This window comes from Cupriavidus sp. FW216-B1, from assembly GCF_058789195.1.
Genome location: NZ_JBYTEL010000011.1, coordinates 118,431 through 140,217, shown reverse-complemented (window position 1 = coordinate 140,217; position 21,787 = coordinate 118,431). Strand labels below are relative to the sequence as shown.

Below are 21,787 nucleotides of genomic sequence, written 5' to 3'. Positions count from 1 at the left end.
TTCTCCCTGGCGCGCTAGTTGCCGTAGCTGAAGCGTTTGGCGAGGCTCAGCAGCGCGTATTCGAGCAGCAGGCCCACCACGCCGATGATGAAGATGGCGATCACGATGTGCTCCACCTTCAGGTTGTTCCACTCGTCCCACAGCCAGAAGCCGATGCCGGTGCCGCCGGTCAGCATCTCCGCGGCCACGATCACCAGCCACGCGGTGCCGATCGACAGCCGCACGCCGGTCAGCATGTAGGGCAGCACCGCCGGCAGCAGCACGCGCGTGAACACCTTCCACTCGGACAGGTCGAGCACGCGCGCCACGTTCAGGTAGTCCTGCGGCACGCGCGTGACGCCCACCGCGGTGTTGATGACCATCGGCCAGATCGAGCAGATGAAGATGGCCCAGATCGCGGCCGGGTTGGCGGACTTGAACAGCAGCAGCCCGATCGGCAGCCACGCCAGCGGCGAGACCGGCCGCAGCAGGCTGATGATGGGCGCCATCATGGCGTTGAGGAAGGCGAAGCGGCCCAGCGCGAAGCCGGCCGGGATGCCGATCAGCGCGGCCAGCCCGAAGCCCGCCGCCACGCGCGCCAGCGACGCCAGCACGTTCCAGCCGATGCCCTGGTCGTTGGGCCCGTTGCGGTAGAACGGGTCGGAGAACAGCGGCACGGCCGCGTGCCAGGTGGCGGCGGGCGTCGGGATGGCCGGGATCAGCGTGGCCACGCCGTGCCAGAACAGCAGGAACAGCGCGAAGCCGGCCACCGGCGGCATCGCCTTGAGCACCACCGCCGCGACGGCCTCGCGCCGCGCCGCGCGGCGCGCCTCGGCCTGGGCCTCCAGCGCGCGGTGCTCGGCGCGCTCGCGCGCCTGCGGGTCGCCGAGCGAGGCGAGTCCGCCGAGACTGGCGGCGCCGGCATCGGCGGGAGAAGCTGGGTTGCCGGCATGGTCGGCCGGCCGAGCTAGTGCATTCACGTCAGGCTCCTTGGAGGCGCCGGCGCGCAGGCGGCGCCGGCATTCATGCGGCAATCGGACCGGCTCAGGCCTTGATCTTGAAACCGTCGGCGTAGGCCTTCGGGTCCTTGGCGGCGTCCCACGTCACGCCGTCCATCAGGCGCGCGGTGCGGAAATCGCTCTTGGGCAGCGGCACCTGCGCGGCGGCGGCGCCCTGCTTGTAGACGTCGATGCGGTTGACCTTCCTGGCCACCGCCAGGTAGTCGGGATGCTCCTTGAGCAGGCCCCAGCGCTTGTGCTGCGTGAGGAACCACATGCCGTCGGAGAGGAACGGGTAGTTGGCGACGCCGTCCTGGTAGAACTTCATCGAGTCGGGGTCGTCCCAGGTCTTGCCCAGGCCGTTGCTGTAGCGGCCCAGCATGCGGTCCAGGATGATGTCCATGTCGGTGTTGACGTAGGACTTGGCGGCGATGGTCTCGGCGGTCTTGCGGCGGTTGGAGGCCGAGGCGTCGATGAACCGGGACGCCTCCAGCACCGCGGCCACCATCGCGCGCGCGGTGTTCGGGTACTTCTGCACGAACTCGGCGGTGGTGCCGAGCACCTTCTCGGGATGGTCCTTCCAGATCGCCTGCGTGGTTTCCGCGGTGAAGCCGATCTTGTCGGCGATGGCGCGCGCGCCCCAGGGCTCGCCCACGCAGTAGCCGTCCATGTTGCCCACGCGCATGTTGGCCACCATCTGCGGCGGCGGCACCGTGATGACCTTGGCGTCCTGCATCGGGTTGATGCCGTTGGCGGCCAGCCAGTAGTACAGCCACATCGCGTGGGTGCCGGTGGGGAAGGTCTGGGCGAAGGTGTAGTCGCGCTTTTCCTTCGTCATCAGCGCCTTCAGGCTGGCGCCGTCCTTGACGCCCTTCTCGGCCAGCTTGGACGACAGCGTGATGGCCTGGCCGTTGTGGTTCAGGCTCATCAGCACGGCCATGTCCTTCTTGGGGCCGCCGATGCCGAGCTGCACGCCGTAGACCAGGCCGTAGAGCACGTGCGCCGCGTCCAGCTCGCCGTTGACCAGCTTGTCGCGCACGCCGGCCCAGGAGGCTTCCTTGGTGGGCGTGATCTTGATGCCGTATTTCTTGTCGAGGCCGAGCGTGCTGGCCATCACCACCGAGGCGCAGTCGGTCAGCGGGATGAAGCCGATCCTCACCTCCGGCTTTTCCGGCGCGTCGGAGCCGGCCGCCCACGCGCCCGCGCGCACCAGCGGATCGACCAGCGTGACCACGCTGGCGCCGGCGATGGTCGCCAGCGCGCGGCGGCGTCCGCTGCTGGCGGGCACCGCGTCGGCGGCGGCGCCGGCATCGTTGGCGACCGCGGCATGCAGCGGCTTGGCAATCTTCAGGCGAGAGGGCATTCCACGGCTCCAAAAGAAAAGCGTCCTGAACCGCGCCGCGTTCGCCAGAATGCGGGACGGTCCAGGACGCCGTTGTCCTGTGATGCGGCGCGGCCTTCGTTGGCGGCGCCGATCGGGTTTGTGAGCGGCCTTCGTTGGCCGGCATGGCAACTACGCAAGCGGTGTGCCAGGCGCCGAAACGGGGAATCCGGGGAACGCGGGCGAAAGACGGGCCGCACGGCGCACGGGAACCGTGAACGGGGTGGCCGGCACGCGCGCTCCGGCGCGGGCGCGGTGCGCGCGGGGTTGCCGCGCGGCGCCATGTTTGTGCAATGCACCAGCGCCGTGCGCGCTCAGCTCATCACATCGATCACGCGGCGGGCGGCCTCGACCAGCTTGATGCCGCGCTCCATCGCCATGCTGCGCAGGCGCTTGTAGGCCTCGTCCTCGGTCATGCCGCGCTCCTTCATCAGCAGGCCCTTGGCGCGCTCCACTTCCTTGCGCTCGGCCAGCTGCAGGCGCGTGGCGTCGAGCTCGGCGCGCAGCTCCTGGTCGAGCTGGAAGCGCGCGTAGGCCACGTCGAGCACGGTCTTGACGCGCTCGGCGCGCAGGCCGTCGACGATGTAGGCGGTGATGCCCGCGGTGAGCGCGGCCTTGATGCGCTGGGCGTCGTCGTTGTCGGTAAACAGCACGATCGGCCGCGGCGCGTGCTGGGTCGAGACGCACACATGTTCCACCGTGTCGCGCGCGGCGGACTCGGAGGCGATGATGATGAGGTCGGGCTGGCGCGCGGCGATGGCGTCGGGCAGGCGCAGGTCCGCGTCCACCGTGTCGATGTCGGTGAAGCCCGCCGAGACCAGCCCGGCCTGGATGGTCTCGACATTGAGCGGGTCGGCGTCGTGCGGGTCCCTGACCAGCAGGATGCGCAGGCTGCGCGATGCCGTGGGCGGCGTCGTGGGGCTCGGCGGGCTGGGAGGGGCGGGGGAGCGTCGGGTCATGGCGTCAGGGGCATTGTCGGCAGTCATGCAAGAACCGCGCCGGATGGTTCCTGCCATGTATTGCGGGGATACCCGCATGCGCGGCCCGCGGGAGTACACGGCGCGGAGGCGCGGTGTATGCTATCGCCCTGCTGCGCGGCAGGGCGTGCGCCGGCAACGCCGCGGCGCCGGTGCGCCGGCGCGCGGCCCAAAAAACACAGTACACACACAGTACAAGCAAAGTCTGGAGAGTTGGATGACCGAATTCGTATTCGCCCCGCCCGCGCCCACCGGCGTGCCCGTGCGCGGGGGCCATGCCCAGTTCCCGGTGCGCCGGGTCTACTGCGTGGGCCGCAATTATGCCGCCCATGCCCGCGAGATGGGTTCGGACCCCGACCGCGAGCCGCCGTTCTTCTTCTGCAAGCCCGCCGACGCGGTGAGCTACGTGGCCGACGGCACCGAAGGCCACTTCCCGTATCCGCAGGGCACCAGCAACTGCCATTACGAGGTGGAGCTGGTGGTGGCCATCGGCAAGGGCGGCAAGGACATCGCCGAGGCCGACGCCGCCAGCCACGTGTTCGGCTACGCCATCGGCCTGGACATGACGCGCCGCGACCTGCAGAACGAATCGAAGAAGACCGGGCGCCCCTGGGAAACCGGCAAGGCCTTCGACAAGTCCGCGCCGATCGGCCCGATCGTGCCGGTGTCCGCCATCGGCCATCCCGACAAGGGCGCGGTCACGCTGGCCGTGAACGGCGCCGAGAAGCAGCGCGGCGACCTCTCCGACCTGATCTGGTCGGTGCCCGAAATGGTGTCCTACCTGTCGCGCCTGTTCGAACTACAGCCGGGCGACCTGATCTACAGCGGCACGCCCGAAGGCGTGGGCCCGGTGGTCAAGGGCGACGTCATGCAATGCAAGATCGAAGGCGTGGGCGAGCTCACCGTCAAGGTGGTGTGAGCCGATGCTGAAGCTCTACAGCTACTTCCGTAGCTCGGCTTCGTACCGGGTGCGCATCGCGCTGAACCTCAAGGGCCTGCCCTACGACTACGCGCCGGTGCACCTGCTGCGCGACGGCGGCCAGCAACTGCTGCCGGCCTACCGCGCGCTCAATCCGGACGCGCTGGTGCCGACCCTGGTCGACGACGATCACGTCCTGATGCAATCGGTCGCGATGGTGGAGTACCTCGACGAGACGCATCCCGAGCCGCTGCTGCTGCCCGGCAGCGCGCTCGACCGCGCCTACATCCGCGCGGTCGCGCTCGAGGTCGCGTGCGAGATCCATCCGCTCAACAACCTGCGCGTGCTGAAGTACCTCAAGCACACGCTGGGCGTGACCGAGGAAGCCAAGGACGCGTGGTACCGCCACTGGGTCGAGCTGGGCTTCGAGGCGGTCAACACCAACCTCGCGCGCTCGGGCAAGGCCGGCCGTTTCTGTTTCGGCGACACGCCGACGCTGGCCGACATCTGCCTGGTGCCGCAGGTGTTCAACGCGCAGCGCTTCAACATCGACGTGAGCCGCTATGCGGCGATCGCGAAGGCGTTCGAGGCGTGCATGGCGCTGCCGGCTTTCCAGCAGGCCGAGCCGAAGGCGCAGCCGGACGCGGAGTAGGGCGGCGGGCTGCCGGTGATGAAGACCCCGCGGTGGTTTGCGGGGTTTTTTTATTTCAGGATGACTCCAGTACCGCACTTTGCTGGACTACGCCACAGCCATATACAGCAGGTTTATCAATGACTTAGGCGAGTTCAAGATATGCCGGTGCTTTCTGATACTTGACCCGGCTTCCCTTCTACTGGCTCCTACGAGGCTCCTGGGAATCGGGTCTTTCCGAGGAGTCATCATGGCTAAGATCAAGCTCACCAAGTCCGCAGTAGATGCGGCACAACCCCAAGCGCAAGCCATCGAGCTGCGCGACACCCTTGTTCCCGGCTTCCTGTGCAAGATTACGCCGGTCGGTCGCAAGGTGTTCATGCTCCAGTACCGAACGAACGCCGGCGAGCGACGCAAGCCGGCCCTGGGCCTGTTCGGCGAGCTGACCGTTGAACAGGCCCGCTCGCTGGCGCAGGAATGGCTGGCCCAGGTGCGCCGGGGCGGCGATCCGGCAGCGGACAAGGCCGAGGCACGCCAGGCACCCACTGTTGAGGAGTTGTGCAAGAGGTTCATGGAGGACTACTCCAAGAAGCGCAACAAGCCCAGCACCCGAGTCGGCTATCAAGGCGTCATCGACCGCTGCATCATCCCGCTGCTGGGCCGCAAGAAGGTTCACGACGTGAAGCGGCCGGACGTTGCCGGGCTGATGGAGAAGCTTTCATACAAGCAGACCGAGGCGAACAAGGCGTTCAGCATCCTGCGCAAGATGTTCAACATGGCGGAGGTGTGGGGCTATCGGCCAGACGGCACCAATCCTTGCCGCCATGTCCCGATGTTCCCTGCCGGCAAGTCCACCCATCTCATCAGCGACGACGACATGGGCAAGCTGTTCCGGCAGCTCGACAAGATCGAGGTCGAAGGGCTTGAGAACTACGTCATCCCTCTGGCGATTCGCCTGCAATTCGAGTTCGCCGCCCGCCGCTCCGAAATCGTCACGCTCGAATGGGAATGGGTCGATCTGGAGAATCGGCGCGTCGTCTGGCCTGACAGCAAGACCGGCGGCATGTCCAAGCCCATGAGCGAGGAAGCCTACCGGCTGCTTTCGACGGCACCGAGACAGGAAGGCAATCCCTATGTGCTGCCGTCGCCACGCCATCCGGCGCAGCACCTGACCACAGGCGAATATTACGGCGGCTGGTGCCGCGTGCTCAAGGCGGCGGGCGCGACGCACGTGGGGACGCATGGCATCCGCCATCGCTCTGCTACCGACATTGCCAATTCAGGTATCCCGGTCAAGGTCGGCATGGCGCTGACGGCGCACAAGACCGTCGTGATGTTCATGCGCTATGTCCACACCGAGGACGATCCAGTGCGCGAGGCGGCCGAACTGGTGGCGAACCGGCGCAAGGCGATTACCGGCGCCAAGCAGCCTCCTGCGGAGGCGACAGCATGACCAGGCGCCGGTCATCTGTGGTATCGCCCGTAGCGCCGTCGGCGCTGCTGGGCGACATTCGGGCACTGATCGAGGCGGCGCGTAAGCACGCCGCCTCGACGGTGAATAGCGAGCTGACGATGCTCTACTGGCGCATCGGCCAGCGCATCCACACGCAGGTCTTGGACGGGCGCCGGGGCGCTTATGGCAAGGAAGTCCTGCCTACCCTGGCGGCGCAGTTGGTGAAGGAGTACGGCAGCAGCTTTGCCGAGCAGAACCTGCGCCGTATGGTGCAGTTCGCGGCCACCTTCCCCGACGAGAAGATTCTCGTATCACTGATACGAGAATTGAGCTGGACGCACTTCATCGCCCTGATCCCGCTGAAAGACCCACTCCAGCGGGACTACTACGCGCAGATGGCGAGCGCCGAACGCTGGAGCGTGCGGACGCTGCGCGAGCGCATCGACTCGATGCTGTACGAGCGCACGGTACTGTCCCAAAAGCCGGGCGAGACGATCGCGCAGGAGCTGGCGACGATGCGCGATGCGCAGCGCATGTCGCCCGCCCTGGTCATGCGTGACCCGTACATCCTCGACTTCCTGGGACTGCGGGACACATGGCAGGAAGGCGACTTGGAGGCGGCGATCATCCGCGAAATGGAATCCTTCCTGTTGGAGCTGGGCGCAGGTTTCAGCTTCGTTGCCCGGCAGAAGCGCATCCAAATTGACGGCGAAGATTTCCACCTTGACTTGCTGTTCTACAACCGCAAACTGCGGCGGCTGGTGGCAGTGGAGTTGAAGGTCGGCGAGTTCAAGGCGGCTTTCAAGGGTCAGATGGAGCTATACCTTCGCTGGCTGGACAAGCACGAACGGGAGCCGGAGGAAGCCTCGCCGCTGGGAATCATCCTTTGCACCGGCAAAAAGCGCGAGCAGATCGAATTGCTGGAGCTGGACAAGTCGGGCATCCACGTTGCCGAGTATCTGACCGCCTTGCCGCCGAGGGGCGTGCTGGTGGAGCGGCTGCAACAGGCAACGCAGCGGGCGCAGTTGCAGATCGAGCAGCGCAAGACCGACAACGAGTAGTCCTGTCCCAAGCAGTCGGGCGTCCCGGCGTGCCGCCGTCGGGTTCACGGGCTGCGCCCCGCGCTTCGTGCCGAATCGCGGCCATCCGGCTTTGACCCCTGACGCCTCCGGCCCTCTCGGGCCTGCGTGCTCCGCTTGCCCCAAAAGCCGACTGTGTGCAGTGGGCGGGTGTGGGCGGTCTTGCTGTTCCCTTCACCGTATCACGGCGTTCTCGCCGTCAAGGGCGGCGCGTGCCATGCACGCTTGCGTCCTGGCGGCCGTCTGCGACCCCTGACTGCTTGCGCTGCGCCGTGCTGGCCACGGTTCCGGGCAATTCCGCCCGAGCAACCGGAGCACGATCATGTCGCAACTGTCCTTTTCCTCGTTCGATGCCTCGCTGATGGTGCGCGATGCACAGGGCCGCTACCTGCTGGCGACGGCCGACCAAATTCTGGAGGCCGCACGCCAGGCCATCGAGTACAAGATGCAGCGCGGTGCGTCGTTCAGTTCGCCGGTGGCGGTCAAGGAGTACCTGAGCGCCAAGTTGGCTGGTTTCGAGCATGAAGTCTTCGCTGTGCTGTTCTTGGATACGCAGCATCGCCTGATCGAATACAGCGAGCTTTTCCGAGGCACCATCGACAGTGCATCGGTGTATCCACGCGAGCTGGTCAAGGAGGCGCTGCGGCTCAATGCGGCAGCGGTCATCGTTTCGCACAACCATCCGAGCGGCAACCCCGAACCGAGCGGCGCCGACAAGGTACTGACCCAGCGGCTCAGGGAGGCGCTGGCGCTGGTGGATGTCCGCACGCTGGATCACATCATCGTGGCGGGTGGCAGCACCATATCCTTCGCCGAACGCGGTCTGATTTGACCGAGGGGGCTTCGGCCCCCTTTTTGCTGCGATGGCGGCTCTCAGATCGCTGCTTGATTGACGCGCCGGCTCAGGGCTTCGGCGCTTTCCTTGCGTTCGCTGTAGCGATCTACCAGATATGGCGCCACGTCGCGCGTGAGCAGCGTGAACTTCATCAGCTCTTCCATCACATCCACGATGCGGTCGTAATAGGCCGAGGGCTTCATGCGTCCCGCTTCATCGAACTCCTGGTATGCCTTGGCGACCGAAGACTGGTTTGGGACGGTCAGCATCCGCATCCAGCGGCCCAACACGCGCATCTGGTTAACGGCGTTGAAGGACTGCGATCCACCCGACACCTGCATCACCGCCAACGTCTTGCCCTGTGTCGGGCGCACCGCGCCGACCGACAGAGGAATCCAGTCGATTTGGGTCTTCATCAAGCCGGTCATGGCACCGTGGCGCTCGGGCGAACTCCACACCATGCTTTCGGCCCATTGCACCAGTTCGTGCAGTTCCCTGACCTTTGGGTGATCGTGAGGCGCGTCATCCACCAGCGGCAGGCCCGAGGGGTTGAACATCCGTGTCTCACCGCCGAGCGCGCTCAGGATGCGTGCCGCTTCTTCGGCAGCCAGGCGGCTGAACGAGCGTTCGCGCAGCGAGCCGTAAAGCAGCAGGAAGCGCGGCGCGTGGGTGGCACGCTCGGGTGCCATCAACCGCTGGGCATCGGGTTGCTGGAACAGCGCGGTGTCGATATTGGGTAGGTCGATTCTGGATTCAGACACGGCGGCCTTCCGCATTCACGACGGCTTCGCCGTCTTCCTTGCTGAATGCACCGCGCTGCGGCTGGGGCAGGATGCCCAGCACCGCTTCCGAAGGTCTGCACAGCAGTGTGCCCAACGGCGTGACCACGATGGGGCGGTTGATGAGGATGGGGTGCTGGAGCATGAAGTCGATTAAATGTTCGTCGCTCCATTTGGAATCATCCAGGCCCAATTCCGCATAAGGTGTGCCTTTCTCGCGCAGCACCGCACGCACTGGCACGCCCATCGCGGCGATCAGCGTTTTCAGCGTCTCGCGGTCGGGCGGTGTTTTCAAGTATTCGATAATGGTCGGCTCTTCGCCGCTGTTGCGAATCAAGCCCAGCACGTTGCGCGACGTACCGCAGTCGGGGTTGTGATAGATGGTGATCTGGCTCATGCCATTGCCTCGGTTCAGGGATTCGTGGGGTTGGCGGAATACATGCTGGCGCCCTTGAGCCGCCACCGGCGGCCCAACCGCAAGGCGACATGCACCAGCAGGATGAGCACCGGCACTTCCACCAGCGGCCCGATCACCGTGGTGAAGGCGACAGGCGAAGCCAGGCCGAACGACGCGATAGCCACGGCGATGGCCAACTCGAAGTTGTTGCCTGCGGCAGTGAAGGCGATGGCGGTGGTGCGTGGGTAGTCGGCTTGGATCAGCCGGCCCATGAAGAAACTGATGAGGAACTGGATCACGAAGTAGAGTGTCAGCGGCACGGCAATCTTTAGCGCGTCCATCGGCAGGCGCACCACGTCGGCACCTTTGAGGCTAAACATGGCCACGATGGTGAACAGTAGCGCCGCCAGCGTGATGGGACTGATCCGCGGCAGGAATGCACGCTCGTACCAGTCCTGGCCCTTGCGTCGAATCAGCGAGCGCCGGGTCAGGTAGCCGGCCAGGAACGGGATGCCCAGGTAAATCAGTACCGCCTCGGTGATCGTCCAAAAGCCCACGTCGATGACGCTGCCTTGCAGGCCGAACACAGGCGGCAGCACCGAAAGGAAGAACCAGGCATAGGTCGAGAAGAACAGGATCTGGAAGATCGAATTGAAGGCGACCAGGCCCGCGACGTACTGGTTATCACCACGCGCCAACTGGTTCCACACAAGCACCATAGCAATGCAGCGTGCCAGTCCAATCAGGATCAGGCCGGTCATGTATTCCGGCTGGTCGCGTAGGAAAATCACCGCCAGCACGAACATCAGCACCGGCCCGATGATCCAGTTCTGCACCAGTGACAGCAGCAGCACGCGCCGGTCGGCGAAGACCTCGTGTAGCGTCTCGTAGCGCACCTTGGCCAGCGGCGGGTACATCATCAGGATCAGGCCGATGGCGATCGGGACGTTGGTCGTGCCGATCGAGAGCGCATTGAGCGCATCGGGCAAGCCGTCGAAGAACGTGCCCAATGCAACACCCAGCGCCATCGCGGCGAAAATCCAGACGGTGAGATAGCGATCCAGGAAGGACAGGCGCGATGGCGTGTTCAGCATCGAATGCCCGCTTTGGGGGCTGTCGTGATTCATGAGGTTTTCCTGTTTGCCAAAGCCCGCAGACGCTCCACTCCCACCGGCTCTTCGGTCAGAAGCGGCACGACAGCATGGCGTCGGGCATGTTGTGTGGCCACGGCGTCGATTTCCCGCAACTCGTTGCGTGCACGCTGGCGCAGCAGCGGGGAATGCGGATGTGCGGCCGCCACGCTGTTGTTAACGATCCAGGCCCACGGCTCGATGCCCGCGCGGCGCAGGTCGTCTTGCAGGTTGGCCGCTTCCAGCACGGGCGTGGTTTCGGCCAGGGTGACAATGAGCACCTTGGTCTGCTTCGGGTCTTGCAACTGCATCATCGGCGTCGTGAAGTGAACGCCCGTCTCACCCATCTGCCGGGCGATGTCGCGGTGGTATGCGCCGGTGGCGTCGAGCAGCAGCAAGGTGTGGCCCGTGGGCGCGGTGTCCATCACCACGAACTTTCTGCCCCCTTCACGGATGGCACGGGAGAATGCCTGGAACACCGCGATTTCCTCGGTGCAGGGCGAGCGCAGGTCTTCTTCCAGCAAGGCGCGGCCTTCGGCATCGAGCTGCACGCCCTTGGTGTCCATCACATGCTGGCGATAGCGTGCCGTGGCTTCCTGGGGGTCAATGCGGCTGAGAGCCAGATTGGGAAGCGAACCTTCCAGCGTGTCGGCCAGATGTGCAGCCGGGTCGGAGGTAGTGAGATGCACGGGCAGGCCCCGGCCCGCCAGCTCCACGGCAATGGCGGCGGCCAGCGTGGTCTTGCCCACGCCGCCTTTGCCCATCACCATGACCAGACCGTGCCCATCGGCAGCGACTTCATCGACCAGGGCGGACAAGTCCGGTGCATTGATCTGGTCGGGCAGCTCGATGGCATCGGCGCCATACGTGGCGTCGGTATCGACCAGCAGGTGGCGCAGAGCGTCGAGGCCCACGAGGTTGAACGGCTTGAGCGCGATCTGATCCCGAGGCAACGCCTGGAGGACAGACGGAATGGCGGCCAGCGTAGCCTGCTCTTTTTCGTAGATGGCAGCGGCAAGCGTATCGGTTTCGGCCTCGCTGGCAGGAAATACGCCGTTGATGACCAGGTGTTGCTGTGACAGGCCGATAGCGGCCAGTTCTTCATGGGTGCGGGCCGCCTCGCGCAGCGTGGGGCGCTGCGCACGGGCAACCAGCACGAGGCGAGTACGCAAGGGATCAGCCAACGCCTCTACCGCAGCCTTGTACTGACTGCGCTGTTTTTCCAGGCCCGCCAGCGGCCCCAGGCACGACGCATCGCCTTTGCCTGCTTCCAGAAAGCCACTCCATGCGCCCGGCAGTTGCAGCAGGCGGATGGTGTGGCCGGTAGGGGCTGTGTCGAAAATGATGTGCGCGTAATCCTGCGTCAGCGCCGCATCGGTCAGCAGGGCCGTGAACTCATCGAAGGCGGCGATTTCCGTGGTGCAGGCACCCGACAGGGATTCTTCGATGCCATCCACTACCGCATCGGGCAACACGCCTCGCACTGGGCCGACTATGCGGTCACGGTACGCTTGCGCGGCTGCCTGCGGGTCGATTTCCAGTGCCCATAGATTCGGCACGGCGGCAATCGTCGTGATGTGGTTTCCGATGCGTTCGCCGAAAACCTGCCCCACGTTGGAAGCCGGGTCGGTACTGACGAGCAGCACACGCTTGCCCTGGGTCGCCAGTTGCACGGCCGTTGCGCAGGCGATGGAGGTCTTGCCGACGCCCCCTTTGCCGGTGAAAAACAGGAAGCGAGGCGGCTGGGTCAGGAAGTGCATGGGATCTCCTTGTTCAGCAGCAGCGGCCGCCAGAGCAGCAGGCGTTTTGGGCTGGCGAGGCTTCGGGCGCCTCGATGCCAGCCCAGCGGGTCAATTCGCTTCGGCTGGGGTAGCGACCGGCCAAGGCCACCTCACCATCGACCAGAACCAGGGGCAGCGCCTCTTGGCCCGAGCGTTGTAAAAAGCCTTTCACTGTCGGGTTTTCGGCGAAAGCGAGGGGTTGCTGTGCCAGGTTGAAGCGTTCGACCTGAGCACCGTGTTGCTTGGCCCAATCCACATCGGCGGCGAAGTTCACCAAGTTTTGATCCACTTCAACGCCACATACGCCGGTGCTGCAACACAGCGCCGGGTCGAAAATCTGGATGTTTGGCATGGGGTGTCCTTTCAAATTGGTTGTTGATGAAATGACGCTCTTCACTCTTGGCCGATGTTTCGCAACTCGCGTTGCAGCGACATGGCGTCCAGGCGTTGCAGTGGCAGCGAGAGAAACAGCTCGATGCGGCGGCGCAAGATCAGCGCGGCATCCTTGAACGCTTTGAGTCGTTGTTCTTCGCTGCCTTCGACGGCTGCCGGATCGGGCACGCCCCAGTGAGCCGATACCGGCTTGCCCGGCCAAAACGGGCACGCCTCGCCGGCGGCGTTGTCGCAGACGGTAAAAATGAAGTCGAACACCGGCGCCCCCGGCGCTACGAACTCATCCCAGCTTTTGCTGCGGTAGCCAGTCGTTGGCATGTGCAGCCGCTCCAGCGTGGCGAGCGCCAGCGGATGCACTTCGCCCTTGGGCTGGCTACCTGCCGAGTACGCCCGAAAGCGCCCTTGGCCCAGTTTGTTGAGGATGCCTTCGGCGAGGATGGAGCGTGCGGAATTGCCCGTGCAGATGAACAGTGCGTTGTATGCGGCCTCTGTGGTCATGGTGTGCTTTCTCAACAGCAGGAAGAACGGGGGCTTGCTGTGCAGCAAGCCGGTGCGATGATCGGTGTCGTGACTGAGGCCGCTTCATGGAAGACCGGGATGCTGCCTAACGTGTGGAAGTGCTCCCAGGCAATACCCTGCGGATCGGTGACCCAATGCTTCTCGCTGCGTGCGTAGCAGCAGGTGGTCGTGCCTTCGTCGAGCAACTCCATGTCGGCGGCTTGTGCACGGATTTTCAGGGCGGCCAGTTCCTCGGCGTCGTCGGTCTGGATACCCAGGTGGTCGATGCCCGGCTTGCTGCCGCGCGTGGAGATGGCGAAGTTGACCGGCGGGTCTTCGAGCATCCACTTCGCGTAGTCGCCTTCGACGCGCGCAGGCTGCGCCGCGAATAGTTGGGAATAGAAGCCGATGCTGCGGTTCAAGTCATCGACGTGCAGGTGGACGTGGAAGCGCTTCATGGAGAGTTCCTTTCAGCAGGAGGCACAGGTGGAGGGAGATTCAGTGACTTCGCATACGCCGCCCTGGCAGCAGTGCTCGGTCATGTAGCCAAGCAGACTATTCATCTGCGCGAAGTCGGCGCGATAGATCAGGTTGCGCCCTTGCTGTTCGATGGTGACGAGGCCAGCGTGAGCCAGCTCCTTCAGATGGAAGGACAGAGAGTTGCGGGCCACGTCGAGCTGGTCGGCCAAGACGCTGGGCGTCAGCCCCTCGGGGCCTGCGACGACCAAGGCGCGGAACACGCGCAGGCGTTGGGTGTGGGCCAGGGCACCGAGGGCGGAAACAGCTTGATCTTCGTTCATGGTTCGATAATACAACATTTATTGAATCATTGTGCAAGAAACCAGCAAACAGAACCTCGTAGCGCCCCGGCGTGCCGCCATCGGGTTCGCGGGCTGTGTCCCGCGCTTCGTGTCGAATCACGGCCATCCGGCTATGCCCCCTGGCGCCTCCGACCTGGGTGCTCTGCTCGCCTAAAACCGACGCATATGGAGGTGTAAGGGAGGCGGTCTTGCTGTTCCCTTCATCGTGCCACGGCGTGCTCGCCGTCAAGGGCTGCGTGCCGATGGCGCTTGCGTCCTGGCGGCCGTCGTTGACCCCTGACTGCTTGCGCTGCGCCGTGCCCCGGAAGGGTCGGGCAATTCCGCCCGGCAACCCTTCAGGAGTTCACCATGAACAACGCACTCATCACTGACGAGCAGCGCGTCGTGCTGCTGGCCAACGGCCGCGAATCGCTGGAGAACCCGGACTTCGATCCGGCGCCCGTGGTCAAGCTGTTCACGCCGGATGGCGGCGCGACCTGGCTGCTGACCGAGATTGATCCCGACGACCACGACCACGCCTTTGGTCTTTGCGACCTGGGCTTGGGGATGCCGGAAATCGGCTGGGTCAGCTTGGGCGAACTGGCGACGGTGCGCGGCGGGCTGGGCCTGCCGATCGAGCGCGACCTGTCTTTCCGAGCCGAGAAGCGGTTGAGCGCCTACGCACGCGATGCGCGGCTGGCCGGGCGGATCGCTGTCTGACTCGGCCCTGGAAGCGCCGCAAGGCGCTCCTTGTGCTTTCTCAACCTTTGCAGGAGATCCATGCCATGAGCAGCCATCACGACTACATCATCGAAATCACGGCGCAACACGATGCGCTCAAGCCGTTCGCGCCGGAGAACGGACAACCCTTACGCTTCAAGATCGGCGACGCGGTGATCTACACCAACGAGTTTGGTGCGCAGTTCCGGCGCCGCGTCACCGGGTTCTACCAGCCTACCGAGCCTTCGGGGCTGTATGCGCGTGGCAGGCGCTACTACCTGAACTCGACTTCGCCTTGGATGCCGGTTGCGGAATCCAGCCTGTGTCCTGACGACTCGGCGTGATGCCTTCGCGCCCCTGACGGGGCGCTGCGCTTGCCTCCAGGGGAAAGCCCTCCGGGCCATCCCCGCCGCGCGATGCTTGGCGCCCCTCAAAGACCGCCGAACCGGCTACGCGGGATCGGCCAGACCGCAGCAATCACCGGCACAACTGGCTCTGCTTCCCGATGCTTGGCGAATGAGCTTGTGCATCGAGCTTTGAAATCCGGGCGTCCCCGGCCAAGAAACATGGCCGGTCGCGCTGTCGTGCTGCGCATCGAACCCCCTGCGGGGTTTCGCCCCTGACGGGCTTCCATCGTTCCCTCGCTCCGCTCGGCTGACGCCTCCGGCCCGGCTTCCAGCTTCGGGCCTGCGCGCTTCGCTTGCCGTGCGGTTCGGCACACAGGGAAGGCCGTTGCCTTGTCCAGCCGTCTCCCCTGACTTCATCACCTTGTCCGCGACTGTAGCCCGCGCCCGTGCGCCGTCAAGGCGCGCAGGGCCGTGTCCTCGGCTTCGCCTGCGGGCCGCACCAACCCTGCGCTTGCCTCCTTGACGGCACCCGTTCGCGCGCTCCTGACCGTCGCGGGCGATGAACTCAGGAAAGACGGTGGCAACAGGGCCAACCGGGTTCCTCGTGCCAACCGCACCGAACAGCCGAAAGGCTGGGCTCCGAATCTAGGAATCCGGTGTGCGGTTTGAACAGCAAACCCTTTTCGTCAGGAGAAAGACCATGCAACTCGCATCCCGTTTCGCTTCCCGTTCCCCGTCGCTGCGCAGCGACTACCCGCTGTCCGATGACCAGATTCGCCGCGTGGCCCCGTCCATCTTCGCGGATGCCCCACACGAGAGCCGTTCCGAGCGGTACAGCTACATCCCCACCGCCACGGTGCTGACCGAGCTTCGCAAGGAGGGGTTTCAACCCTTCATGGTGACGCAGACCCGCGTGCGCGATGAAGGCCGCCGCGAGCACACCAAACACATGATTCGCCTGCGCCACGCCAGCCAGATCAACGGCGCGGAAGCTAATGAAATCGTGTTGCTGAACTCGCACGACGGCACCAGCAGCTATCAGATGCTGGCCGGGATGTTCCGGTTCGTGTGCAGCAATGGCCTTGTGTGCGGCGACACCGTGGCGGATGTGCGCGTACCCCACAAAGGCGACGTGGCCGGGCACGTCATCGAAGGCGCTTTCGAGGTGTTGAGCGGCTTTGAGCGAGTGAAGGAATCCCGTGACCTGATGCGCAGCATCACGCTGGACGAAGGCGAGGCCGAAGTGTTCGCCCGCGCTGCGCTGTCGCTCAAGTACGACGATCCCGACAAGCCTGCACCCATCACCGAATCGCAAATCCTGATGCCGCGCCGGTTCGACGACCGCCGCCCGGACTTGTGGAGCGTGTTCAACCGCACGCAGGAGAACCTGACCAAAGGCGGATTGCATGGCCGCAGCGCCAACGGACGCCGCCAACGTACCCGCCCCGTGCAGGGCATTGATTCCGATGTGCGCCTGAACCGCGCCCTGTGGCTGCTGGCCGATGGCCTGCGCCAGTTGAAAGCCTGATTCCCCACGCGGCAGGGGCAGGCAGCAGCCCTTGCCGCTTCTTTCGCTGCTGCATTTCCTAACCGCAAGGAGTTATCACCATGAACGCCATCACCCAAACCGAAGCCCGCGCCGTCAATACCGCCGCAGCTATCCCGCTGGAAGCCGCCGACCCGACCAAGAACCTGATTCTGGTTCCGCTGTCGCGGCTGGTGCTGCGCCCCACCGGCCGCAACGTGCGCAAGACCCCGCGCATGTCCATCCCCGAACTGGCCGCATCCATCCAACGTGTCGGCTTGCTGCAAAACCTGATCGTGATTGCATCCGCCGATGGCGAGCATTACGAAGTCGTGGCCGGTGGCCGTCGCCTCGCCGCCTTGAAGCTGCTGGCAAAGAAGCATCGCATCAGCAAGGAATGGGAAGTGCCTTGCCTGCTGGTGGCCGATGGCACCGCCCGCACGGCCAGCCTCACCGAAAACGTGCAGCGCGAGGCCATGCACCCGGCAGACCAGTTTGAAGCCTTCGCCGCGCTGGTGGCCGAAGGCCGGCCCATCGAGGACATTGCAGCAGATTTCAGCGTTACGCCGCTGGTGGTGCAGCGCCGCTTGAAACTCGCCAACGTGTCACCGCGATTGATGGCCGACTATCGCGCCGATGCCGTGAGCCTTGACCAGTTGATGGCCCTTGCCATCACCGACGATCACGCCGCGCAGGAAGCCGCGTTCTACGATGCCCCGCAATGGCAGCGCCATCCCTCGCACTTGCGCGAACGCCTGACCGAACGGGAAATCGACGCCTACCGGCATCCGCTGGTGCGCTTCGTCGGGCTGGACAGCTACGAAGCCGCAGGCGGCGGCATCCGCCGTGACCTGTTCGCCGAAGATGACGCAGGCGTGTATCTGACCGATGCCGCGTTGCTGGAACGGCTGGCGCAAGACCGGCTGGCAGGCATTGCCGCCAATGTTCGCGCCGAAGGTTGGGCATGGGTGGATGCCACGCCGGGAATGACCCATTCCGACCTGCACGCCTTCCAACGCGCACCGAAGGAGCGCCGCGAACCGAACAAGCGCGAAGCCGCACGCATCGAGAAGCTGCAAGCCAAGCTGCACGAACTGGCCGAAGCCGTGGATGCCGCGCTGGACGCCGAGGACGAGGACAAGGCCGACGCGCTGCAAGAGGAAGGCGAAGCCGTGGGCGAGCAATTGCAGGCGCTTGAAGATGGCTTGCAGGACTACAGTCCGAACGTGAAGGCCGCAGCCGGGGCTATCGTCACCATCGACCGCAACGGCGAAACCGTGATTCATCGCGGCCTGATGCGTGAGGCCGAAGCCAAGGCGCTGCGCACGCTGGAACGCTTGCGGCAGGGTTTCGGCGGCGAAGGCGAAGCCGGAAACGACGACGAAGGCGAGGACGACGAACAGCCCAAGATCGCCGCCATGTCTGACCGGCTGGCGCAGCGGTTGAGCGCCCACCGCACCGCCGCGCTGCAAATCGAAGTCGCCCGGCACCCGCAAGCCGCGCTGGCTGCCGTGGTGCATGGCATGGTGCAGACCATCTTGCAGGGCAGCCACTACGGCCACGACCTGCCGCTGGGCGTGAGCTTGAAAGTGCAAGACCGGCTGGAAGGCATGGTCCCGGACTGGCCGGAATCGCCCGCCGCCGTGGCACTGCGCGAACTGCAACAGGTGGCGGGCGAAGCCTTGCCGGAGGACAGCGCCGAACTGTTCGCCGCGCTGCTGGCGAAGCCGCAAGACGAACTGGTGCGGCTGCTGGCCGTATGCGTGGCTTCCACGGTGGACGTGGTGACGCCCCGCGCCACGGTGCAGCAACCCGGCGAGGAATTGGCGCAGGCCGTGGGCCTAGACATGGCCGCATGGTGGCAGCCGACCGCAGAAGGCTATTTCAAGCACGTTCCTAAGGCCGTGATTCTGGATGCCGTGGGCGAGTACGCGCCGCAGCACGTCACCCGGCTGGCGAAGTTGAAGAAGGCCGACATTGCCAGCGAGGCCGAACGGCTGGCCGATGGCACCGGCTGGATGCCCGCCATCTTCAAGGCCGCAGGCCCGCAGGAGGCAGGCCCGGAGCAGGACGCCCCGGAGGACGCCGAGGCAATGGCGGATGAACCCGCCGAGGCGCTGGCCGCTTGATCCGCGCCGAAGGCATGCGCCCCGGCCTCAACCGGGGCGCTTCGCTGGAAGGAGACACCCCCATGACCCGCACCACCATCAGCCGCCCGCGCATGGCGGCGATCTACGCCCCCGGCACGGTACGCGCCCGCCGCTGGCACGGCGATGGCGACGTGCGCGGCTACCGTCCGCCCTTGGGCTGGACGGCCTGCGCCGACCTCACCGACATTCATCCCATCACAGGCCGCGTCTTGCCGCGTGCCGTGTGGTGGCTCATCGAGACGAAGGGATGACGCCAGCGCCGACCCCAGCGTTTTGCTGGGGCCGGTGGACTCAAAAATCCGGGCGCGGCAGTGGCCGCGCCCGGTGTTGAAGGCCAACAGCCCAACGCACTTCGCCGCCCTCATTCCTGGGAGACGGGCCTCAATCACACTCCAGCACGTCGATGATCGGGCAGGAAGCATGTCTACCCCCGGCATCGCACTGCTGCACCAAGCTGGCCAGCGCCTGCCGCATGGCCGCGAGATCGGCCATCTTCTGTTCGATCAGACTCAGCTTGCGCACCGCCAGCGCCCGCGTCTCGCTACAGGCGCACGCCGCGTCGAGAGTCAGCAGGGCGCCCACCTCGTCCAAGGTGAAGCCCAGCGCCTGCGCGCGCTTGATGAACCGTACGCGCTTCACCTGCCCCGGTTCGTAGCGTCGATGACCGCCCTGCGGTTTGGGTGGCTCGTCCAGCAAGCCGCGCCGCTGGTAGTAGCGGATTGTCTCGATGTTCACCCCGGCAGCTTCCGCCAGCCTGCTGATGGTTAGATCGGCTGTCATCAGATTTCCCTTGATTCCGTACCTAGGTACGGAATGTAGAGTAACACTTGGGCAAACAGGTTCATGGGGATCTCTATGGCACAACTCACCGGGAAGGGCTCGTTGATCGCGGGCGTATTGGCCGCCATCGGTGCGTCGGTGTGCTGTGTCGGGCCGCTCGTGCTGCTGACGCTCGGGATCGGCGGCACGTGGGTCGCTGGCCTCACGGCGATGGAGCCGTATCGACCCATTTTTATCGGCCTGACGCTGCTGTTTCTCGGGCTGACCTTCCGCCAGCTCTATCTGGTGCCGCAAGTCTGTGCGCCGGATACGTCATGTGCCGCCCCTCGCACGCGCGCACGCCAACGGCTCGTGTTCTGGATTGTCGCGGCGTTGCTGGTCGGTCTCTTGGCCGTTCCGTGGCTGGCCCCGCTGTTTTACTGAAAGGAGACGCTCATGCGCAAACTGCTGATCGCTTTGCTGGCGGCCTTGCCGCTCGCGGTGCTGGCTGCCACCCCGAAATCCATCACGCTGTCCGTGCAGAACATGACCTGTGCGCTATGCCCGTTGACGGTCAAGAAGTCGCTGGAAAAGGTGTCTGGCGTCAATGCTGTTCACGTCGATTTCGACAAGAAGACGGCCACCGTCACCTATGACGCTGACAAGACCAAGCCAGAAACTTTGACCCAAGCGACAACAAGCGCGGGCTACCCGTCCACTGTGCAGAAGTAGCGCCACCATGAGTATCGTCAATCTCGAATCCGTGCTGACCTGCCCGCGCTGCGGTCATGCCAAGCAGGAAACCATGCCAACGGATGCCTGCCAGTTCTATTACGAGTGCTCGGCCTGTCATACGCTGCTGCGCCCGAAGCCGGGAGATTGTTGTGTGTTCTGTTCCTTTGGCTCGGTGCCATGCCCGCCGATCCAGGAGCAACGCGGGTGCTGCGCAGGTTGAAGCCATAGCGGCCCGAGCTGGCGGCGCTGCTCAAGGCGGCAGCAGCCTGGGGTAGTCCTGATTGGACAAGCCCCCAGGCTCCTGAAAGAACGGCCTGGGCGTGTCGGCGCGATGCGCCGCCGGGCTTTCGGGCTGCGCCCCGTGCCGACTTCGCTGTCACGGCCATTCGGCTTCAATCCCTCACGCCTTCGCGCCTGCGGCGCTGCGCGCTGCGCTTGCCTCCAGGGGAAAGCCCTGCGGGCTATCCCCGCCGCGCGTGGCTTGGCGCCCCTCGGTCCCGCCGAACCGGCCCGGCCAGCGCCCCGCCGCAATGGGCGGGGCGCTGGCGAACACGCTGGCGCTTGCTGCGGCGGGTTGTGCAGTTGCGTGCCGTCCTCAACGCTAGTGGTTCTCGCCCATCACGTCACGAAGGACGGTTCACGGATATCCCGTCCGGCATCGCTATGGAACTTCCACGCCACGCCTCAAGACCGGCGCCGCAAGGTGCGGCAGGGGCGTTCTCGCCTGTCGTCGGGTGGTTGACCTGGCCCACGTCAGCGGGCGAGCCGGAGAAGCCTTCGTGCGGGGATGCCGAGTCGGCCACATCTCCTTTCGGTGCGGTTCGGCCCAAGGCGTCCTTGTGTTGTTATGAATCCTGGCGGGGGCGCGGCTGCGCCTCGGGCTTCATGGCTGCAACCGTCCGGCGAAAACAATTTCCCCTGCGCTGCGCGCATTCCTCGCGGGACAAATTCTTTTCGCCTCCCGGCTCTCCACTGCGTTGCGACCGCAAGCGGTGCAGCCAGCCCGCCCCCCCCCCGCCGGCCGGATCACAACAAGGACGCGATGGGCGCGAACCTTGTTCAACCGAAAGGAGAAATCATTATGGCCAACATCGGCACCTTCACCGCAGACAAAGACGGCTTCACCGGCACGCTTCGCACCCTGACGCTCAGCGTCAAGGTCAAGCTGGTTCCCAACGACAAGGGCAGCAGCGAGAACGCCCCCGACTTCCGCCTCCAGGCCGCCGGCCACGACATCGGCGCGGCGTGGAACAAGACCAGCGAAGCCGGGCGGGAATACAAGTCCGTGACCCTCGACGATCCTTCATTCCCGGCTCCGGTCTATGCTCGCCTGATCGAAGGCGAGGACGGCACGCACGATCTGATCTGGTCACGCAGCAGGCCGCAAGCGGCCTGACGGCTACCCCAAGCACCCCGCCCATTGCGGCGGGGTGCAGCGCTGCTTATCGCAGCACCGAACACGCGGCAGCGGGAAACCGTCAGCTCGCGCCCGATCGTTTCTGGTTCCGGTATTGCCGCAGT

General features: G+C 65.2%; 26 protein-coding genes. 14 read left to right on the top strand and 12 right to left on the bottom strand.

The genetic code is table 11. The features are described 5' to 3' along the window. Positions 1–14: 14 nt before the first annotated feature. From ntrB to AC3WXD_RS22230, 3 genes are all read right to left on the bottom strand, one after another. Entirely contained in the window at positions 15–827 is an 813-nt protein-coding gene (gene ntrB, locus AC3WXD_RS22240; protein WP_043366369.1) for a nitrate ABC transporter permease, read from the bottom strand. Between the two features lie 196 nt (positions 828–1,023). Then, positions 1,024–2,340 (bottom strand): CmpA/NrtA family ABC transporter substrate-binding protein, encoded by a 1,317-nt coding sequence (locus AC3WXD_RS22235; protein WP_492324702.1) that lies wholly within the window; start codon positions 2,338–2,340, stop codon positions 1,024–1,026. A gap of 332 nt (positions 2,341–2,672) precedes the next feature. Beyond that, entirely contained in the window at positions 2,673–3,317 is a 645-nt protein-coding gene (locus AC3WXD_RS22230) for an ANTAR domain-containing response regulator (RefSeq protein WP_492324701.1), read from the bottom strand. A 235-nt stretch (positions 3,318–3,552) separates the two neighbouring features. Here AC3WXD_RS22230 and AC3WXD_RS22225 point away from each other — a divergent pair, with 235 nt between their 5' ends. The 5 genes from AC3WXD_RS22225 to radC all read left to right on the top strand — a co-directional run bounded on the left by AC3WXD_RS22225 (position 3,553) and on the right by radC (position 8,249). Further along, complete coding sequence (locus AC3WXD_RS22225; RefSeq protein WP_020202648.1) at positions 3,553–4,254, top strand: fumarylacetoacetate hydrolase family protein; 702 nt, start codon at positions 3,553–3,555, stop codon at positions 4,252–4,254. A 7-nt stretch (positions 4,255–4,261) separates the two neighbouring features. Further along, the gene (maiA, locus tag AC3WXD_RS22220; protein ID WP_454732434.1) at positions 4,262–4,906 is read left to right on the top strand and encodes a maleylacetoacetate isomerase; all 645 of its coding nucleotides are present in this window, start codon (positions 4,262–4,264) and stop codon (positions 4,904–4,906) included. Between the two features lie 229 nt (positions 4,907–5,135). Beyond that, a complete protein-coding gene (locus AC3WXD_RS22215; protein ID WP_023083128.1) occupies positions 5,136–6,338 on the top strand; it encodes a tyrosine-type recombinase/integrase in 1,203 nt (400 codons plus the stop codon). After that, positions 6,335–7,399, top strand: coding sequence for a PDDEXK nuclease domain-containing protein (locus tag AC3WXD_RS22210; RefSeq protein ID WP_023083127.1), 1,065 nt, complete (start codon positions 6,335–6,337; stop codon positions 7,397–7,399). Before AC3WXD_RS22215 ends, AC3WXD_RS22210 begins: the two co-directional genes overlap by 4 nt. A 340-nt stretch (positions 7,400–7,739) precedes the next feature. Next, positions 7,740–8,249 (top strand): RadC family protein, encoded by a 510-nt coding sequence (gene radC, locus AC3WXD_RS22205; RefSeq protein ID WP_008643200.1) that lies wholly within the window; start codon positions 7,740–7,742, stop codon positions 8,247–8,249. Between the two features lie 41 nt (positions 8,250–8,290). Here the strand turns inward: radC and arsH are convergent, their stop codons facing one another. Genes arsH through AC3WXD_RS22165 form a run of 8 tightly spaced genes read right to left on the bottom strand, consistent with a single transcriptional unit; the run spans position 8,291 to position 14,048 of the window. Beyond that, positions 8,291–9,013 carry an arsenical resistance protein ArsH gene (arsH, locus tag AC3WXD_RS22200; protein ID WP_031668144.1) on the bottom strand — a complete coding sequence of 241 codons (723 nt, stop codon included), beginning with the start codon at positions 9,011–9,013 and terminating at the stop codon, positions 8,291–8,293. Continuing rightward, positions 9,006–9,428, bottom strand: coding sequence for an arsenate reductase (glutaredoxin) (arsC, locus tag AC3WXD_RS22195; protein WP_023083125.1), 423 nt, complete (start codon positions 9,426–9,428; stop codon positions 9,006–9,008). The genes arsH and arsC overlap by 8 nt, the downstream gene beginning before the upstream one ends. A gap of 14 nt (positions 9,429–9,442) precedes the next feature. Beyond that, positions 9,443–10,555, bottom strand: coding sequence for an ACR3 family arsenite efflux transporter (gene arsB / locus AC3WXD_RS22190; protein WP_008643204.1), 1,113 nt, complete (start codon positions 10,553–10,555; stop codon positions 9,443–9,445). Next, complete coding sequence (arsA, locus tag AC3WXD_RS22185) at positions 10,552–12,318, bottom strand: arsenical pump-driving ATPase (RefSeq protein WP_023083124.1); 1,767 nt, start codon at positions 12,316–12,318, stop codon at positions 10,552–10,554. Before arsA ends, arsB begins: the two co-directional genes overlap by 4 nt. A 13-nt stretch (positions 12,319–12,331) precedes the next feature. Next, positions 12,332–12,691, bottom strand: coding sequence for an arsenite efflux transporter metallochaperone ArsD (gene arsD, locus AC3WXD_RS22180; RefSeq protein ID WP_023083123.1), 360 nt, complete (start codon positions 12,689–12,691; stop codon positions 12,332–12,334). Positions 12,692–12,732: 41 nt separating this feature from the next. Continuing rightward, positions 12,733–13,230: an arsenate reductase ArsC gene (locus tag AC3WXD_RS22175; RefSeq protein WP_008643209.1), complete on the bottom strand. Its 498-nt coding sequence runs from the start codon at positions 13,228–13,230 to the stop codon at positions 12,733–12,735. Positions 13,231–13,241: 11 nt separating this feature from the next. After that, positions 13,242–13,688, bottom strand: coding sequence for an ArsI/CadI family heavy metal resistance metalloenzyme (locus tag AC3WXD_RS22170; protein WP_023083122.1), 447 nt, complete (start codon positions 13,686–13,688; stop codon positions 13,242–13,244). Positions 13,689–13,700: 12 nt separating this feature from the next. Then, positions 13,701–14,048 carry an ArsR/SmtB family transcription factor gene (locus AC3WXD_RS22165; RefSeq protein WP_020203137.1) on the bottom strand — a complete coding sequence of 116 codons (348 nt, stop codon included), beginning with the start codon at positions 14,046–14,048 and terminating at the stop codon, positions 13,701–13,703. A 351-nt stretch (positions 14,049–14,399) separates the two neighbouring features. Between AC3WXD_RS22165 and AC3WXD_RS22160 the strand changes: the two genes are divergently transcribed. The 5 genes from AC3WXD_RS22160 (at position 14,400) to AC3WXD_RS22140 (ending at position 19,023) form a co-directional block, all read left to right on the top strand. After that, a complete protein-coding gene (locus AC3WXD_RS22160) occupies positions 14,400–14,750 on the top strand; it encodes a DUF2958 domain-containing protein (RefSeq protein ID WP_023083121.1) in 351 nt (116 codons plus the stop codon). Between the two features lie 65 nt (positions 14,751–14,815). Continuing rightward, complete coding sequence (locus AC3WXD_RS22155; protein ID WP_023083120.1) at positions 14,816–15,094, top strand: hypothetical protein; 279 nt, start codon at positions 14,816–14,818, stop codon at positions 15,092–15,094. 703 nt (positions 15,095–15,797) lie between these two features. Continuing rightward, a complete protein-coding gene (locus AC3WXD_RS22150; RefSeq protein ID WP_023083119.1) occupies positions 15,798–16,625 on the top strand; it encodes a DUF932 domain-containing protein in 828 nt (275 codons plus the stop codon). An 80-nt stretch (positions 16,626–16,705) separates the two neighbouring features. Continuing rightward, positions 16,706–18,751, top strand: coding sequence for a ParB/RepB/Spo0J family partition protein (locus tag AC3WXD_RS22145; protein ID WP_023083118.1), 2,046 nt, complete (start codon positions 16,706–16,708; stop codon positions 18,749–18,751). Positions 18,752–18,813: 62 nt separating this feature from the next. Next, a complete protein-coding gene (locus AC3WXD_RS22140) occupies positions 18,814–19,023 on the top strand; it encodes a hypothetical protein (protein WP_023083117.1) in 210 nt (69 codons plus the stop codon). A gap of 130 nt (positions 19,024–19,153) precedes the next feature. Here AC3WXD_RS22140 and merR read toward each other — a convergent pair whose 3' ends face one another. After that, positions 19,154–19,552 (bottom strand): mercury resistance transcriptional regulator MerR, encoded by a 399-nt coding sequence (merR, locus tag AC3WXD_RS22135; protein WP_023083116.1) that lies wholly within the window; start codon positions 19,550–19,552, stop codon positions 19,154–19,156. Positions 19,553–19,627: 75 nt separating this feature from the next. On the opposite strand from merR, the gene AC3WXD_RS22130 reads away from it, so the two are divergent. The 4 genes from AC3WXD_RS22130 to AC3WXD_RS22115 all read left to right on the top strand — a co-directional run bounded on the left by AC3WXD_RS22130 (position 19,628) and on the right by AC3WXD_RS22115 (position 21,662). Then, a complete protein-coding gene (locus AC3WXD_RS22130) occupies positions 19,628–19,975 on the top strand; it encodes a mercuric transporter MerT family protein (protein ID WP_023083115.1) in 348 nt (115 codons plus the stop codon). Between the two features lie 12 nt (positions 19,976–19,987). After that, entirely contained in the window at positions 19,988–20,263 is a 276-nt protein-coding gene (gene merP, locus AC3WXD_RS22125; RefSeq protein WP_023083114.1) for a mercury resistance system periplasmic binding protein MerP, read from the top strand. Between the two features lie 7 nt (positions 20,264–20,270). Further along, positions 20,271–20,486, top strand: coding sequence for a GDCCVxC domain-containing (seleno)protein (locus tag AC3WXD_RS22120; RefSeq protein ID WP_071535040.1), 216 nt, complete (start codon positions 20,271–20,273; stop codon positions 20,484–20,486). Between the two features lie 861 nt (positions 20,487–21,347). Beyond that, positions 21,348–21,662, top strand: a complete 315-nt coding sequence (locus tag AC3WXD_RS22115) for a DUF736 domain-containing protein (protein ID WP_023083113.1) — start codon at positions 21,348–21,350, stop codon at positions 21,660–21,662. Positions 21,663–21,787: the final 125 nt, after the last annotated feature.